This is a genomic window from Candidatus Chloroploca asiatica, from assembly GCF_002532075.1.
Lineage (GTDB): Bacteria > Chloroflexota > Chloroflexia > Chloroflexales > Chloroflexaceae > Chloroploca > Chloroploca asiatica.
On the sequence record NZ_LYXE01000101.1, the window covers coordinates 1 to 15222 of the forward strand.

General features: G+C 57.2%; 14 protein-coding genes. 8 read left to right on the plus strand and 6 right to left on the minus strand.

Annotated elements, in window-relative coordinates; all coding sequences use genetic code 11:
* The first annotated feature begins 332 nt into the window (after positions 1-332).
* Positions 333-1637, plus strand: coding sequence for a VanW family protein (locus A9Q02_RS13010; protein ID WP_172450944.1), 1305 nt, complete (start codon positions 333-335; stop codon positions 1635-1637).
* A gap of 71 nt (positions 1638-1708) precedes the next feature.
* Here A9Q02_RS13010 and A9Q02_RS13015 read toward each other — a convergent pair whose 3' ends face one another.
* Complete coding sequence (locus A9Q02_RS13015) at positions 1709-1990, minus strand: 4a-hydroxytetrahydrobiopterin dehydratase (protein ID WP_097653520.1); 282 nt, start codon at positions 1988-1990, stop codon at positions 1709-1711.
* 215 nt (positions 1991-2205) lie between these two features.
* On the opposite strand from A9Q02_RS13015, the gene A9Q02_RS13020 reads away from it, so the two are divergent.
* From A9Q02_RS13020 to cls, 3 genes are all read left to right on the plus strand, one after another.
* On the plus strand, positions 2206-3036 hold the full coding sequence (locus A9Q02_RS13020) for a GNAT family N-acetyltransferase (RefSeq protein WP_097653521.1): 831 nt from the start codon (positions 2206-2208) through the stop codon (positions 3034-3036).
* Positions 3037-3115: 79 nt separating this feature from the next.
* Positions 3116-3886: a phosphoribosylaminoimidazolesuccinocarboxamide synthase gene (locus tag A9Q02_RS13025; RefSeq protein WP_097653522.1), complete on the plus strand. Its 771-nt coding sequence runs from the start codon at positions 3116-3118 to the stop codon at positions 3884-3886.
* Between the two features lie 22 nt (positions 3887-3908).
* Positions 3909-5378 carry a cardiolipin synthase gene (gene cls, locus A9Q02_RS13030; protein WP_097653523.1) on the plus strand — a complete coding sequence of 490 codons (1470 nt, stop codon included), beginning with the start codon at positions 3909-3911 and terminating at the stop codon, positions 5376-5378.
* 6 nt (positions 5379-5384) lie between these two features.
* On the opposite strand, the gene A9Q02_RS13035 is transcribed toward cls, so the two are convergent.
* The 5 genes from A9Q02_RS13035 to A9Q02_RS13055 form a co-directional block, all read right to left on the minus strand.
* Positions 5385-6830: an amidohydrolase gene (locus tag A9Q02_RS13035; RefSeq protein WP_097653524.1), complete on the minus strand. Its 1446-nt coding sequence runs from the start codon at positions 6828-6830 to the stop codon at positions 5385-5387.
* A gap of 43 nt (positions 6831-6873) precedes the next feature.
* The gene (locus tag A9Q02_RS13040) at positions 6874-8217 is read right to left on the minus strand and encodes a BCD family MFS transporter (RefSeq protein WP_245860535.1); all 1344 of its coding nucleotides are present in this window, start codon (positions 8215-8217) and stop codon (positions 6874-6876) included.
* A gap of 30 nt (positions 8218-8247) precedes the next feature.
* Positions 8248-8865, minus strand: a complete 618-nt coding sequence (locus tag A9Q02_RS13045; protein ID WP_097653525.1) for a MerR family transcriptional regulator — start codon at positions 8863-8865, stop codon at positions 8248-8250.
* 185 nt (positions 8866-9050) lie between these two features.
* A complete protein-coding gene (locus A9Q02_RS13050; RefSeq protein ID WP_097653526.1) occupies positions 9051-10352 on the minus strand; it encodes an FAD-binding oxidoreductase in 1302 nt (433 codons plus the stop codon).
* 39 nt (positions 10353-10391) lie between these two features.
* Positions 10392-11837, minus strand: coding sequence for an FAD-binding oxidoreductase (locus A9Q02_RS13055; RefSeq protein ID WP_097653527.1), 1446 nt, complete (start codon positions 11835-11837; stop codon positions 10392-10394).
* Positions 11838-12317: 480 nt separating this feature from the next.
* Between A9Q02_RS13055 and A9Q02_RS13060 the strand changes: the two genes are divergently transcribed.
* From A9Q02_RS13060 to A9Q02_RS13075, 4 genes are all read left to right on the plus strand, one after another.
* The gene (locus A9Q02_RS13060; protein ID WP_141508889.1) at positions 12318-12611 is read left to right on the plus strand and encodes a hypothetical protein; all 294 of its coding nucleotides are present in this window, start codon (positions 12318-12320) and stop codon (positions 12609-12611) included.
* A gap of 56 nt (positions 12612-12667) precedes the next feature.
* Entirely contained in the window at positions 12668-13174 is a 507-nt protein-coding gene (locus tag A9Q02_RS13065; protein ID WP_097653529.1) for a DUF4188 domain-containing protein, read from the plus strand.
* A 161-nt stretch (positions 13175-13335) separates the two neighbouring features.
* The gene (locus tag A9Q02_RS13070) at positions 13336-14586 is read left to right on the plus strand and encodes a sensor histidine kinase (protein WP_172450946.1); all 1251 of its coding nucleotides are present in this window, start codon (positions 13336-13338) and stop codon (positions 14584-14586) included.
* Positions 14583-15221 (plus strand): response regulator, encoded by a 639-nt coding sequence (locus A9Q02_RS13075; protein ID WP_097653531.1) that lies wholly within the window; start codon positions 14583-14585, stop codon positions 15219-15221. The genes A9Q02_RS13070 and A9Q02_RS13075 overlap by 4 nt, the downstream gene beginning before the upstream one ends.
* Position 15222 lies beyond the last annotated feature (1 nt).

The following is a 15222-nucleotide window of genomic DNA, read 5'->3' on the forward strand; positions in this document are numbered from 1 at the left end:
GCGCCGATGCTACTGGGGCCTGAGCCCTGGGAACGTAGGTCCACGCACCACACAACACAACAAACCCCACCGCCCGTTGGCAAAACCTGCCGACGGGCGGTGGGGTTTTTGGTTTTGTGGCTAGTGCGTATCTTTGTGCGCTTTATCAGCGGTATAAGGTGTAGTTCTAAATTCGTGTGAACTGACCAATTGATGCCGTAGGAGGAAGCCCGATGCGCATACGCAATGCCAGATGGTTGGGATGGATATTGATGATTGTCGGTTTGCTTGTTCTGGGCGGGGACCCAGTGTGGAGGCATACTGCGGCTCTAGCGAACCCCGCTGCACCCCTGATGCGCTATGAAAATGGACACCTGCTCTATGGTGAGTTTCGTGCGTATTATGAAGCACATGGCGATAAGGCAAGCTTTGGCTTGCCCATCACGAGTGTTTTTGTTGATGCGGGTGGACTGACCGTTCAGTATTTTGAGCATGCTCGCTTTGAGTGGCATGACCAGGTACGTCTTGCTCATCTTGGACGGTTTTTTGCTCAGCAGCATCAGATGGAGGGAGCCTTTACCTGGCGTGAGCCAGATGAAGCGCTAGAGGAGGATCGTCTCTATCTGGTTGATGCCGGGCATACGCTTCGTGGTGCTTTCCGGTGGTACTGGCAGCAAACTGGGGGGGTGCTCAGGCATGGGTTGCCGATTTCAGAAGAGTTCTATGAAGCGCAACCTGATGGGGTATCTCGTCTGACTCAATATTTTGAGCGAAGCATTCTGATCTATCAACCAGGATTTGAGGGCACATCAGATGAAGTGATCCGTGAACCTCTTGGGCTGCGCTATGCGCACCTCTATGTGGAACCCCTTCGCCTTGAACCAGAAGGTTCTTTGCAAATATTGGCTGAGGCTAGTCTGCCTTTTCATCCTACGAGTCCAGATGGACATAATATTGCTCTTGCAGCTAGTCGGCTTAATGGTGTTATGGTGCTTCCGGGTGAGCGCTTGGGGTTTCTCGCAACAATTGGCGAGGTTTCGGCGGCGAATGGCTACGTGCCTGGTAGTGGTATCGAAAATGGGGTCATTGTCAATAATATGATCGGAGGAGGGATCTGTACGGTCTCGACCTTGCTGTATCGCGCTGCGTGGTATGCCGGGTTACCTATTTTTGAACGCACAGGCCATCGTTACTGGCTGCGGGCCTATGCTGATCAGCCAGGGCTTGAAGCGGCTGTTGCGGTTCCAGATCTGGAATTATCGTTTGGCAATGATACGCTTGGGGAACTGATCGTCGAAGCCGAGGTGATCAATCAGTTGGTTCGTGTGCGGATCTGGGGGCGTTCTGATGGACGTACTGTGGTTGTTGCGCAACCAGAGATACGGACAGAAGGACGTGCATCAGCGCGCCGTGCTGCAGTGGCCGAGACTGAAGGGAGCAGGTCTAGCTTTGCGGCCTTGGAGAATACGCCACAACAGGCAAGGGAAGTGATCAACCGGCGCACCATTCGCGGTGCTGATGGCAGTATTGTCCGTCAGGAACAGGTATTGACACGGTATGCTACGCTTCCGGTGCGAGTTGCGCCAACCGTGACTCCTTCGCCCCCTTCGCCCTCTGAAGAGGTACCTGATGGCAATCGTGTCAAAGGTCGAGGGTGATGAGGGTGCCTTGCCAGCATGGGTGGGCTGAATGAGCGCATCTCGCTTGCTCATCCAGCCCACCCATGCGTTTAGTTTATGGCTTCATCGGCAGCTAGCGCTAGGGCGATATCTTTGTCGGTTAAGCCTCCCGCATCGTGGGTCGTGAGGGCGAGGGTGACTTTGTTGTAGCGAATGTCAATATCGGGATGATGTGCTGCGGCTTCAGCGAGAAACCCTATCTGGGTCACAAAAGCAATGGCTCGTGGAAAGTCAGGGAGTTTGAAGGTTTTGCTCAGCATATCACCCTGCCGATGCCATCCCCGGAGGTTCTCAAGGGCTAGGCTGATTTGTTCCTCGCTCAATTTTGTCATACTCTACTCCTGAGTCTAGTATCTGATCACGAATGAACCGGTATCTTCAGTATACACCAGAGTATCGTAGTGAGTTGGGAGGATGTAGATGTGTAGCCAGGGCTGGTATAATGATGGCACACATCTTCCGTCTATGTGACTGGCAGGGTGAGGAGTGAGTGGATGTACCTTCCAGATGCTGGTTGCAATGACGCCAATACAGGGGGCAGGTACCTATGCATGCATCAGTCAACTTCGCGTCGGCTTCCGCGCTCTCGATGGAAGCGCTGGCGGATCTATTTACGCGCTCGTTCGAGGCCTACTTCTATTCGGGGGTGACGACACCGGAGACTTTATCGCGGCGGATCGCATCAGAGAATATTGACCTGTTTTCTTCACTTATTCTATGTATTGATGGTCAGCCATCTGGTGTTGCGCTGCTTGCGCGGCGTGGCGCACGTGCCTGGTGTGGTGGGTTTGGCATTGTGCCCGAACATCGGGGTAATGGTTATGCCAAGCACCTCACCGCAGCAATGATTGAGCAAGCGCAAAAAGCAGGTGCTCGCCAATTGACCCTGGAAGTGTTGACGCGGAATATTGCTGCATTGCGGACATATGAGCATGCAGGCATGCATGTGACCCGTCGGTTATTGATTATGGCGTGGCATCTTGGGGATGATGAGTTTGGGCGCAGACCAAGGGTCGATGAACTTGAGGCCGAACCGCTCGTGCTTGACTATTTTGCTGACCTCCATCCGGCTCATGCCTCGTGGCAACGTGAGCCGGCTACCCTGCTGGCACTACCCAATTTACGTGGCATGGTATTGCGTGAAGATGGTGATGTAACAGCCTATGCACTGGTTACAGGCGATGAAATCAGTATGCGCCTGTTTGATCTGGGCGCGTGTGATGAGATGGCTGCGCGTGAATTACTTCATGCACTTCAGGCGCATACAGCCAGCTTAACCTGCATCAATGAGCCTGCTGATAGCCCACTGACGGGTGCCTTTTTGCGGTCTGGTTTTGTGGTGCCTGATGAGCAGTATGAGTTGACAATGGTGTTGTAAGATACGTGTAACCAGCATCATGAGTGACTCGTTGTGATGGTGGATTATGCTGAATAGATCATGGTAATGGAGCGCTACAATGCAACTTGGACCACGTATTACTGAAGGCAAAACGAAGATTGTGTATGCACACCCTGATGAGAGTGGGCTTTGCATTCTTGTGCATAAAGATGGCATTACGGCGGGAGATGGAGCGCGGCGTAATGAGATTTCTGGCAAAGGGGCGCTGGCTGGGCGGACGACGGCGAATGTGTTTGCCTTGCTTGAGCGTGCGGGTATTGCGACGCATTTTATCCAAGCCCCTGAACCAACGATTACGGTGGTACGTCGTTGCCTGATGTTGCCACTTGAGGTTGTGATGCGGCGTCTGGCGGCTGGTTCGTACCTGCGACGCCATCCCGAGGTTGCTGAGGGGACACGTTTTGACCCGCTGTTGGTCGAGTTCTTCTTGAAGGATGATATTGCGCACGATCCGCAAATTAGTGAACATGAGATTGCGGTGCGGAATCTTGCGACGTCTGATGAAGTTCGTCAGATGATTGAGCTTGGCGTCGAGGTCTTTACCCTGTTAGAACGAGCCTGGGCGGAGCAGGATGTGGCACTGGTTGATCTCAAGATTGAGTTTGGGCGTGCGGTCAGTACTGAACAGGGGGCAAACCTGCTGGTTGCTGATGTGATTGACAACGACTCGTGGCGGATCTGGCCCGGCGGAGAAGCGGGACGGATGCTTGACAAGCAAGTCTACCGCAATGCGGCCACGGTTAATGAAGGTGTGCTGGCGGATGTACGCTCACGGTATGAGCAGGTAGCTCAGCGGACTGATCGTTTCGCTGAGTTTGAGCTGAATTAAAACCCAGGTTGGTAAGAGCGATATGATTGCAGAGTGGCTCAGTTTGCTTCCGCTCGTAGGGGCTATTTTACATTGGATCCTCTTGATTGGCGCACTCTTTACGGTGCCGGTCAATCGCAAGCCCTCTTCGGCAACAGCTTGGTTGATGTTGATTGCGCTTTTTCCCTTTGCGGGACTCGTGCTCTTTTTGCTGATCGGGAGCCCCAAGCTTCCCTATGAGCGTCGGCTCAGGCAATTGACGATGGACGAGCTGGTGGCGAAGGTGATCAGCGAAGCGCGTGAGCATCCGGTGTTTGGCCCATTGTTGAATCCTCATGTGCCTGCACGGTATCTTCCGTTTGCGAAGCTCAATGCGCATCTTGGTGGTATGTCCGCATTTGCCGGTAATGATGTTGTGATCATTGACGATTACGATGAGATTATCCGTCGTTTGGCTGAGGATATTGACACGGCTGAGCGTTGCGTGCATATCCAGTTTTATATTCTCAACTATGATGAAGCGACCGAAGTGGTCTTTCGCGCCCTTGAGCGTGCGCATCAACGGGGTGTGCAGGTGCGCATCATGCTCGATGATTTTGGCTCAAACCGTTATCCTACGAGCAAGCAGACAGATGCTTACCTGAAAGCGGCTGGGTTTGGGTACGAGCGTATTTTGCCGATTCGTTTGCGTAAAGGCCAGTGGTCGCGACCGGATTTACGTAATCACCGAAAAATTGCGGTGATTGATGGCAAGCTTGGATATACTGGTTCGCTCAATCTGATCCGGCGCGACTATTTTCGCAAGGATGACCTCTATTATGATGAGGTGGTCGTGCGGGTGACTGGGCCAATTGTTGGGCAACTTGATGCGGTCTTTATCACCGATTGGTACAGCGAGACAGATACCCTCTTGACGCGAGATGAGCTTTATCAGGGTGAGGAAGCGATCGTTGCGACAGGGACGATGCTTTGCCAGGTCTTGCCGAGTGGTTCAGGACATGACGACGAGAACAATCTCAAACTCTTTACCGCGATGATCCATGGTGCGCAGCATAAACTGACGATTGTGAACCCCTATTTTGTGCCTGATGACAGTCTGATGCTGGCTTTGACCAGTGCGGCACAGCGTGGTGTTGATGTTACGATGATCAACTCGGAGGCACCGGATCAGTTTATGGTCTATTATGCGCAGCATTCGTTTTACGACGAATTATTACGTTGTGGCGTGAAGATTGCGCTCTACAAAAAGCCGATTCTGCTGCACTCGAAGTTTATGACGATTGATGATGATATTGCGATGGTTGGCTCGAGTAACTTTGATATGCGGTCGTTCCAGTTGAATCTCGAGGTAAGCATGATCTGTTACGACCGCAAGGTTGTAGCGGATCTGCGTGCAATTGAGGCGAAGTACCTCGAGCGGTCGATCATGCTCAACCGTGATGCCTGGGCGATTCGTCCGCTTTATCGTCGGCTCTTCGAGAATATTGCCCGTCTGACGGCGGCCTTGCAGTAGCGTCATTTATCCTTCTGGTGGGAGGGCGATGGTGCCCTGGGTATCGCTGACCCGATCGTTGAGCAACCATGCGGATAGCCCAACCGGATGCTGTTGTTCAGGGGGCAGGGGCGAGACGTAGGTAAAGCCGGCGGTACGGTGGTCAAAATCGGCGCGTACAGCGGCGCGCAATTCAGCATCAGTGAGGAGGTCGAGCGTCATCAGGGCGAGCACGTGCGCGGCGGCAACGGCACCTTTCAGCCCGATGGTCGTGCCCCCACAGGCGGTGACCGGCCAGGTGTGGAGAGCGACATGCAGCGGCATCGTTGGCATCGTAAGCCCCATTGTTGGTGTCTGCCAACTCACTTCGGCGACGTCAGACGACCCCCCAATTGTGCGCTCAGGCTGAAGGGGGAGGATCTTGGTGGCAAGACCGTGTTCGGGAAGGCCACACTCGTGTTGACAGGCCTGGGCGAAAGCTTGTTCTTCCTCGTTCCACTGCGGCACACCGACCTGTTCAAGATGCACGTGCATGCGTTCGGCCAGGGGGGTATTGGGCAAGAGATCGTGGACCCCGTAATAATGGTTGACGCGTGCCTCGGTCTGGGTGGCAAGGGCGGCCCCTGCGGCGATCTGTTCGACCCAGGTCGTGATAGCGGTCACGTGGGTGCGGTCAAGATCGCGTACCTTGAGCCAGAGGCGGGTATACGCAGGCACCACGTTGGGGGCGGTACCGGCGGCTTCAAAGACATAGTGGACACGGGCGGTTGGCTCGAGGTGTTCACGCATCAAATTGAGCCCGTGGGCGGCCAGTTCCATGGCGTGGAGGGCACTGCGGCCCTGCCAGGGTTCCATGCCGGCGTGGGCGGTACGACCAAAGAACTCGATCTTCAGCGAATTATTGGCCGCAGTACGCGCACTCGCGACAACGGCCATGGGGGCGGGGTGCCAGTGGAGGCAAGCGTCAAGGTCATTGAAGAGGCCTTCGCGGGCCATATAGACCTTGGCCCCTTCGGTCTCTTCGGCGGCACACCCATAGAGGCGGAGCGTGCCTGGGATTGCCTCGGTCTCCATCACATGCTTGACCGCGATGGCGGCACCGGCAAGCCCGGCGCCGAGGAGATTGTGCCCACAGCCATGCCCACTGGTCTTGCCATCGTCACGCGGCTGTTGGCGGGGTACTGGGGCATTGCCGAGCTCGGGCAAGGCGTCATATTCAAGCAGGAAGCCGACGATCGGGCCACCGGAACCCTGGGTCCACTCAGCGATAAAGGCGGTGGGGACGCCAGCGGTACCGACGCTGACCAGGGTGAAGCCGGCGGCCTGTAAGATACGCTGATAGAGTTGGGCTGACTCAACCTCGTGGAGGCTGAGCTCGGCCAGATTCCAGACTTCAGTTGCGAGTTGGATGATCGTTGGCCGGGCGAATTCGAGCGCCTGGAGCAGTTCAGCAGTGGGTAGTGTGGCTGGCATAGGATCTTCCTTGATGCAGCGCAACCATTGGTGCGAGGTCATTTTATTCGGCGGCGGCGGCGAATGAAGCGGAGGGCACTGATGTCCGTGTTTGCCGGGCAAAGCCGGGGACATCGACTTTGTATACCAGGATAACACAAATCGCAAGACCGATGGCTTCGAGAAAGAAGACGAGACCATAGGCAATGTTGAGTGAGCCCGTGGTGATCAGGCCGAGATCGCGGATCAAACCACCGAGGAAGATCCCGAGACCACGAAAGAGCAACTGAGCGACGGTCCAGAGCCCGAGGTAAGCCCCAGCGCGGTGGTCAGAGGTCATCGCCATCAAGAGCGAAACGGCACCGACGGTATAGATACCAAACCCGAGGCCAAAGGCAAAAAGCACCGGGATCAGCATAGCTTCGGCTTCGGTGATGGCAATCACGCCGAGGAGAGCGAGGGGGATGCTGGTAAGGATCAGGCCGATCATCGTGGTACCAGTTTGCTCGTGGGCCTGGCGGTTCCGGGTATAGATAACGGTACCGATGAGGCTGAGCACAACCCCGGTACCCCAATACGCATTGAAGCGGGTGGTTTCGCCAACCGAAAGTCCGAACACATCACCACCGAAGGGTTCGAGCACGGCGTCTTGTGCAAAGGCGCTGGTGGCACCGAGGGCGAGGAAAAGAAAGAAGAGCCGGGTACGGCGGTCGCCCCACATCTCGCGCAGGAGCGTACGAAAAGGCAGTTGTTCTGATGGAGCGTCGGCGACAATGGTACCATGGCGTTGTTCTTCGCCGAGCAGCGAGAAGAAGAAGGCCATCGTCGCAATGCCCATGCCAAAGAGCACAATCTGCCAGAAGGTGGCCGGATCGTAGACTGGCATCATCAGGCCATAGACGACCCCGGCGATAGGAAAACTGATCACAAGGAACGTCTGCACAATGCTCATAGCCTGCCCGCGTTTTTCTGGGGGAGCGCTATCACGCACAAGGGCGAGGAACGTGCTGCCCGAGAGCAGGGTACCGACGCCATAGATGAGGAAGGAGAAGACGGCGAGTGACCAGGCGAGGATCGAGCGTGGATTGGCGGCGAGCATGACCGTAATGATGGGGAGCAAGGGTAACGAGAGCACCATTGGAATGCGTCCACCCCAGATATAGGGCAGACGATGAAAGCCAAAGATCGGGCGGGTATCGGAGCGATAGCCAGCCCAGATGCTCAACGGGGCGAGCAGATAACGCAAGGCTGAGAGCAAGGCGACCGGGGCGGCCCAAATATTCAAGTCTGAAATCAGGATGCGATTGAGCACACCTGAAGTTAAGAGATCAACAAACGACGAACCAATATGAAAAGACCCGATCTTCATCGTGCGTAGCACACTAAAACGACGTGGCTCATCACTCACAGACAACTCCTGGGGTTCTATCACACGAGCTTATTGATAACTCTGGGCAACGGCGAGATGGACTTCATTGGCAACTTGACTGATACGGCGTAAGAGGCGTGCCCGGTCTTCATTGCGTGGCCGGGTCTCTTCGGAGAGTTGCATCGCCGAGTCGACCAGGGTATCACGAAAAAAGAGAGCGGCTTCGAGGGCCGCGGTCAGGGGCATGCCTGCACGGAGGGCCAGGGTGCCATACTCGCCGCCGATCCGTCGGGCCTCGCGCAGCAATTCTTCATCATCGTGGGGATTATTGATATAGTGCAGGACGACGCCCATCAACTGTTGCCCGATACGGCGCCAGGCCTCACGGTCAGCCTCGGGGATGCGGGTGAGCCAGGCGCGATGGGAATGGGGCGCAGCGGCAATTTCGCTCCGCGTTTGGGCGGAGGTACGCGTGGCGAGTTCTGAGCCAAACGCGCGACTGGTAAGCGACGTGCGGCGGGCAAGGGTCTCGATATCGTGACGGGCAAAACGGCGGTGCCCGCCGGGTGTGATGTAGACTGGCACCGAGCCTTCATCGGCCCAGCGGCGCAGCGTAGTGCTATGGACACCAAGCAACTTGCTGGCTGCGGAAAGTGAGAGAAAGGTGACCTCATCACGCTCGGGCATGGTGAACCTTTGATAAATCTATAGAAATCTTAGTAAACGTCTTTAATTATAGGCAAGGTTGGTTGTTTCTGTCAATTGCATTGAGATTTTTTTTCGCTCGTGGAAAAAGCCAGCTTAGCTGGCTTTTTCCACGAGCGAAGGGCGAGGGCCGGGTGTTTCGATAGCGAAGGGAAAGGGCCGGGGGGTTAGACGACGTAGCGCCCTGGATTGAGGCGGTTGGTCGGGTCAAACTGGTGTTTGATCCTCCGCATGACTTCAACGGTTGTGGGTGGTTGGCCCCAGGCTGGCATTTCGCGGCGCAGGTGGAGTGGGCCGCCGAGGACGGCGGTGGTGGGTTGATGGGCATACAAACGGTTGTGCCAGGTGCGGAGTTGTTCATCGTTGCCGCGTGCGCGGAGGTAGGCAACCCCATTCAATGACCGCGCACTCACGGTCAGGGTGATACCAAGTTCGTGGGCGGTGGTGCGTGCCCTGGTCAGGGCGAGGGCCAGTTGACTGGGGAGGGTCGTGAGTCGGATGACCAGTTCATCATCGGCGACGGTGGCAGTTTGGGGCAGATCATTGAGTTGTGCCCAGAGTTGGCGATGGGCCTCATCGTGCAGGGGATAGGCTTGTCCCCCGGCCTGTGCGGTACGCGCTGTTAGCTCGTGCAGATGGCGTTCGACGGCGGCGGATAAGCCTTCGGTGCGCAGGGCGACCTGGATGGTGCTGTTGGTAAAGGGCGCAAACGTGAGCCCCTCGACATATTCGAGCGCCATCGGGGTCAACTGACTTATTCGGACGCCCTCGATCAACTGAAAGGCCTGTTCTGGTGTGGCAAAAGAGCAGAGGAGGCTGGCCTCGGCATTGGGCCGAGGGATGAGTTTGAAGTTGGCGGCCACGATGATGGCGAGGGTGCCCAGGCTGCCGGTGTAGAGCTTCATCAGGTCGTAGCCACTGACATTCTTGACGGTCATCCCACCGGCCTTGCTGATGCGCCCGCTTGCCTCGACCACCTGGACACCAAGGAGGAGATCGCGACTGGTGCCGTAGCCCAGGCGGCGAGGCCCGTCCATCGCAGTGGCGAGGAGGCCACCGATGGTACTCTGGTGGGGCAAAGGCACATCAAGCGGGAACATCTGGCCATTGTCGGCGAGCGTTGCGTTGAGCGCGGCGGCGGTCATGCCTGCTTGAAGCGAAATAGTCAGATCATCGGGCTCATAGATCAAGACCTGATTGAGGCGTGTGGTGCGCACGACCACGACATTGGTACTGGCGACTGGTGCGCCCCAGGCCTGGCGTGTGCCGCCCCCATAGGGAACAACCGTCATGCCTTCAGCGGCAACAGCGGCGACGACCTGGGCGACTTCCTCCACTGAACCTGGCTCAACGACGAGGGCGGGAACCTGATGGTGGAGGGCAAACGGAGCGCAAGCTGCGGGGTCTTCCCGGAGATGGGCCTCACCAACAAGTTCGGACAACTGGCGGGCAAGCAGTGCATGTGACATTCGTTTCCCCAATTTTGTATCAGGAGTGGGCCAACCAAGCTAGGCAACGTCACGATCGGCGAAGGCCATGGAGTGGCGTTGTTCGGCGAGATCGCGTGCGTTCTGGGTTTTAGGGAAGATTTTGCCGGGGTTGAAACGACCCTCGGGATCGAAGCCCTGGTGGAGGGCGGCCATTGCGGCGAGATCGTCTTGATTGAAGAGGTAGGGCATAAACTCCTGTTTTTCCACACCGATGCCGTGTTCGCCGCTGATCACCCCGCCCTGTTCAATGCTGATGAGCATCATACGATTGACGGCCTGGAGGGCGCGTTCATTCTGGTCGGGATCGCGCCGGTCGAAGAGGATAATCGGGTGAAGATTGCCATCGCCGGCGTGGAAGACATTGGCGACCGGTAGATTCAACTCTTGGGCGATCTGGGCGACCTCCTCCATCATTTTGGGGAGGCGGGTACGCGGAACAACCGTATCAACGAGGTGGTAGGTTGGGGCAAGGCGGCCCATAGCGCCGAAGGCATTTTTGCGGGCAGACCAGACGCGCACCTGTTCGGCGGGGGTACGAGCGGGGCGGACATCAAGGGCACCATTTGACCAGCAGATCGCCACAATATCATTCAGCAGTTCATCGAGGCCGTCGGTGACCCCATCAACTTCTACAATCAGCAGGGCGCCAGCCTCATCGGGCATGCCGAGGCGATACATAGTATTGACCGCCTTGATCGCCAGGCGATCCATGATTTCGAGGGCGGCGGGCAAGAGTCCGCGGGCGATCACCTGGGAGACGGTACTGGTTGCCCCGGCGATAGTAGGATAGAGGGCGAGCACAACGCGGATCGCCTCGGGCAACCGGGTAAGGCGCAACCAGGTTGCGGTCACGATCCCGAAGGTACCTTCAGAGCCATTGATCACCCCGGTCAAATCATAGCCAGCGCAATCAGGTGTACCGTCCCCTGTCCAGATCACCGAACCATCGGCGAGCACCATTTCGACACCGAGCACGTGGTTGGTGGTCACGCCATATTTGAGGCAGTGGGGGCCACCGCTGTTATTCGCGATATTGCCACCGATGGTGCATGCTTTTTGCGAAGAGGGATCGGGAGCGAAATGGTACCCTGAGAGCGTAAGGTACTGGGTCAACTCCCAATTGATGACCCCTGGTTGGACAAGCACGCGCCCATTGGGGAGATCGAGTTCAAGGATTTGACTCATGCGGGAGGTGCCAATAATGATTCCGCCGTGCATCGGGGTTGCCCCGCCGGAGAGGCCGGTACCGGCCCCACGGGGAACCACAGGAACGTCGTGCTGCGCGGCCAGGCGCACGATTGCGCTGACCTGTTCAGTTGAAGTAGGGAGCACGACGACGTGTGGGGCGTGAGTATCCATAACACACCCATCGGCATCATAGGTCATCAAGGCATCAGGATCGGTGACGACACCAGTGACACCGACAATCTGCTTTAGCTCAGCGATCAACCGGGTAGGTTCCATACCTTATTCCTCCAAGAAGGGCAACAATGCGCTTCGCCAGCCCTGGTGTCAGGGCTAAAAGCTATGCTTGTGATGCTAAGACAAGGATAGAGCTGAATTGTACCATAGCCAGAGGCTTACGTTCATCGGCGGCGCGTTACGCCCTTAGGGCGATTGCATTATACGAAACCGGATGCAAACATACGCGCTCTGTGGCAGCATGTGCATGCAACCAGCGGCGCAAACGGCGGCCCCCGGCAACACCAGGGCACCCGCAAGGGGTGCCCCTACAGGCGGGGTACGGGCACCCCTTGCGGGTGCCCTGGTGGGGTGCATACACGGAAGATGCAATCGCCCTGGTTACGCCTCTCCTAGTTCTTTTCGCCTAGCTGCACCATCTGCTGTTGAGGCAAGGGCAATTAGCCTCGTGCGCTGATGGCAAGGCCGGGTGTAACCAGTATGCTTGGGGACAGGATATGGTTGAAACCGAAAAAGGAGTCTATGATGTGCCGTATTCAGGAGCAGACGCGAACTTCCCGTTACCCGGCTGAGGGTGAGACGGTGCAATTGGGGGCATTGGAAGGGACGAGTCGGCAGTGTGCGGGGCGTTTCCCGTGGTGGATGCTCTGGGTCGCCTGGCCGTTCTTTTTCCTGGTGAAGGGCTCGTGGCATATCGCAAGCCCGCTGGTAGCGTGGCTTGGGGAGCCGTTGGTGTTGACGGTGACGCCGTTGCCATTATTGCTGGTTGCGATGGGGCTTGCGGTGCTGGTGATTGATCGCGTGCGGCGGGGATAGGGGCACGGCGGCGCCGTGCCCGTACGGGGGGGGCTGAGATAGAAGAGGGATGCGCAATGGCTACTATATCGGCACAACCGATGACGGCGGAACTTGAGGGTGAGTTTGTGGTGTTTCTGATTGGGATGCGGATCAATCAGTGGTGGAATGTGCCAGCCTGGTTACCGGCATTTTTGGCGATGCCGCGGATGTTGCGTGAATTGCAGGCGCAACCTGAGTTGGGTTTTCTTGGTTCGATCGGGATGTTGCCAGTGATGGTACAGTATTGGCGCTCGTTTGAGCATCTGGAGGCGTATGCCCGTAGTCGTGAGCATGCGCATCTGCCGGCGTGGCAGGCTTTTCAGCAGCGGGTGCGCAAGAGTGGCGGTGCCGTGGGAATTTGGCACGAGACTTATCGGGTGACGCCCGGCAATTATGAGACGCTTTATGCCGGGGTTCCCGCGCTTGGCCTGGGCAAAGCTGGTCGTTTGACGCCGGTGGTGCGCGGCAAGCAGAGCGCCCGGGCGCGGATGGGGCAGGAGGTGCATACGGTTGTTGAGGCCGATGGGGGGTCATTGTTATAATGGGGATGAGGCCCACTTCCCCAACCCTCGCCCGCTGGAGGTTGAAGGGCAATACCTTGCAAAGAAGGCGGTTTTTTTGACACAAAGGCGCAAAGGCGCAAAGCTGTGTGGAGATGGATCAAACAAACCCAATCGGGCGCACAGGAGAGTTTAGGTTGTCTATGGTTGCAGAGAAGATGCGGCCTGATGATCCCTTGTTTGATCATCAGGATGTTATCCCCCATCGAAGTGCGCTGAATATGTCGGGGGTGCTGGCTGCGCTGGTGAGCGTTGGTTTGCCGTTGACAACCGGGGTGATCGAGGGATGGTCGTTGCTGCGGATGGTGGCCTATCTGGTGCTGGCGGCTGGCTTTCTTGGCCTCGTGATGGGCTATCTGCTCTGGTCGCGGATCACGTGCTGGGCGAACAGACGGATCGGGCTCTTTTTGACGCTCAGTGGACTTGCGGGTGCGGGGTTGCTTGTCATAAGCGGCGAGCATCGGACGCAGCCGCTGGCGTTGACGGTGCCGTTGGTGATTGCGGTGCTTAGCCTTTCTCCCCGTCAGGCAAGTTGGGTGGGTGTGAGCTACCTGATGCTCATCCTGGGTGGGCTCTGGTTGGGTGGGGTCAGAGTTTCTGAGGTGCTCTTTACATCGGTAGCGATCTACGCCTCGATCTTTCTTTTTATGTATGCGGTCGTGCAAATTGCATTGAGTCAGGCGCGACAACGGCAACAGGCGACGGCACTGGCAGATGAGAATGCGCGTCTGGCGCGTGAGGCGGGTGCTGCGGCGACGCTTGCCGAGCGCAACCGGATTGCTCGTGAGTTGCACGATACGATTGCCCAGGGGTTGACTGCGATCACGATGCAACTTGAGGCGGCGCAGCGAGCTTTTGAGCGTGACCCCGAACGGGCGCGTGTGCGGCTGGCGCGTGCTCACGAACTGGCTCGCACGACGCTTGGCGATGTGCGTCGGAGTGTCTGGACGCTCGCTGAGACTTCGCTTTCTGACCAGCAGATTGATTTTGTTTTGCAACAACAGGCATGCCAGTTTCAAGACCGGACTGGCATTGCGACGACGTGGATCTATGCTGGCCCAGGGCTTGCGTTGCCACCTGAGCAGGCTGAGCAGGTGGCACGCATTGTGCAAGAGGCTCTGGTGAATATCGAGAAACATGCATACGCCAGGCATGTTGAAGTGGGCCTCGATTCTGATGAGGCGGTGTATCGGGTCTGGGTACGTGATGATGGCGTTGGGTTTGATGCGGCGCTGCCAATTGCGAGCACGCATGGGGGCGGCTTCGGGTTGATCAGCTTGCGCGAGCGAGCGCGGCTTGCGGGCGGCGATCTCCACCTTGCGAGTCGTGTAGGCGGCGGCACGACGTTGAGCCTGATCCTTCCGGTAGATCAGAAACGAGATGAAGAACGATGAGCACGGCGACACCGATTCGTATTTTGATCGTGGAAGACCAACGCATTGTTCGTGAAGGCTTGCGCGCCCTGTTGGAGGATGAGACGGTGGTGTGCTTGGTAGGCGAGGCGGCGCATGGTGAAGCTGCGGTTGCGCAGTACGAGGCCTTGCGTCCTGATGTGGTCTTGATGGATCTGCAGATGCCGGGGATGGACGGGGCCGAGGCGACGCGGCGGATACGTGCGCTCGATCCACAGGCGCGGGTGCTGGTGTTGACGACGTATGCGACCGACGAATTTATTTTTGCGGCGCTGCGAGCCGGGGCGAAAGGCTACCTGCTCAAAGATGCCTCGGCGGACGAATTGATCGCGGCGATTCAGGCGATCTATGCTGGACAGACGCAGTTATCGCCTGCGGTTGCGGCGCGACTCGTCGCGGGCGTTGGTGGGGGTGGCCCCGAGCCACTGACCGCCCGTGAACTCGATGTGCTGACCTTGATCGGGCGGGGGCAGAGCAACGATGCCATTGCTGTCACACTCAATATTTCGCCGCGCACCGTCAAAGTGCATGTACAGAATATTCTTGGCAAACTCAACGCCGCGAATCGCACCGAAGCGGTAGCGATTGCGGTGCGGCAGGGGGTTCTTTCGCTCTAAG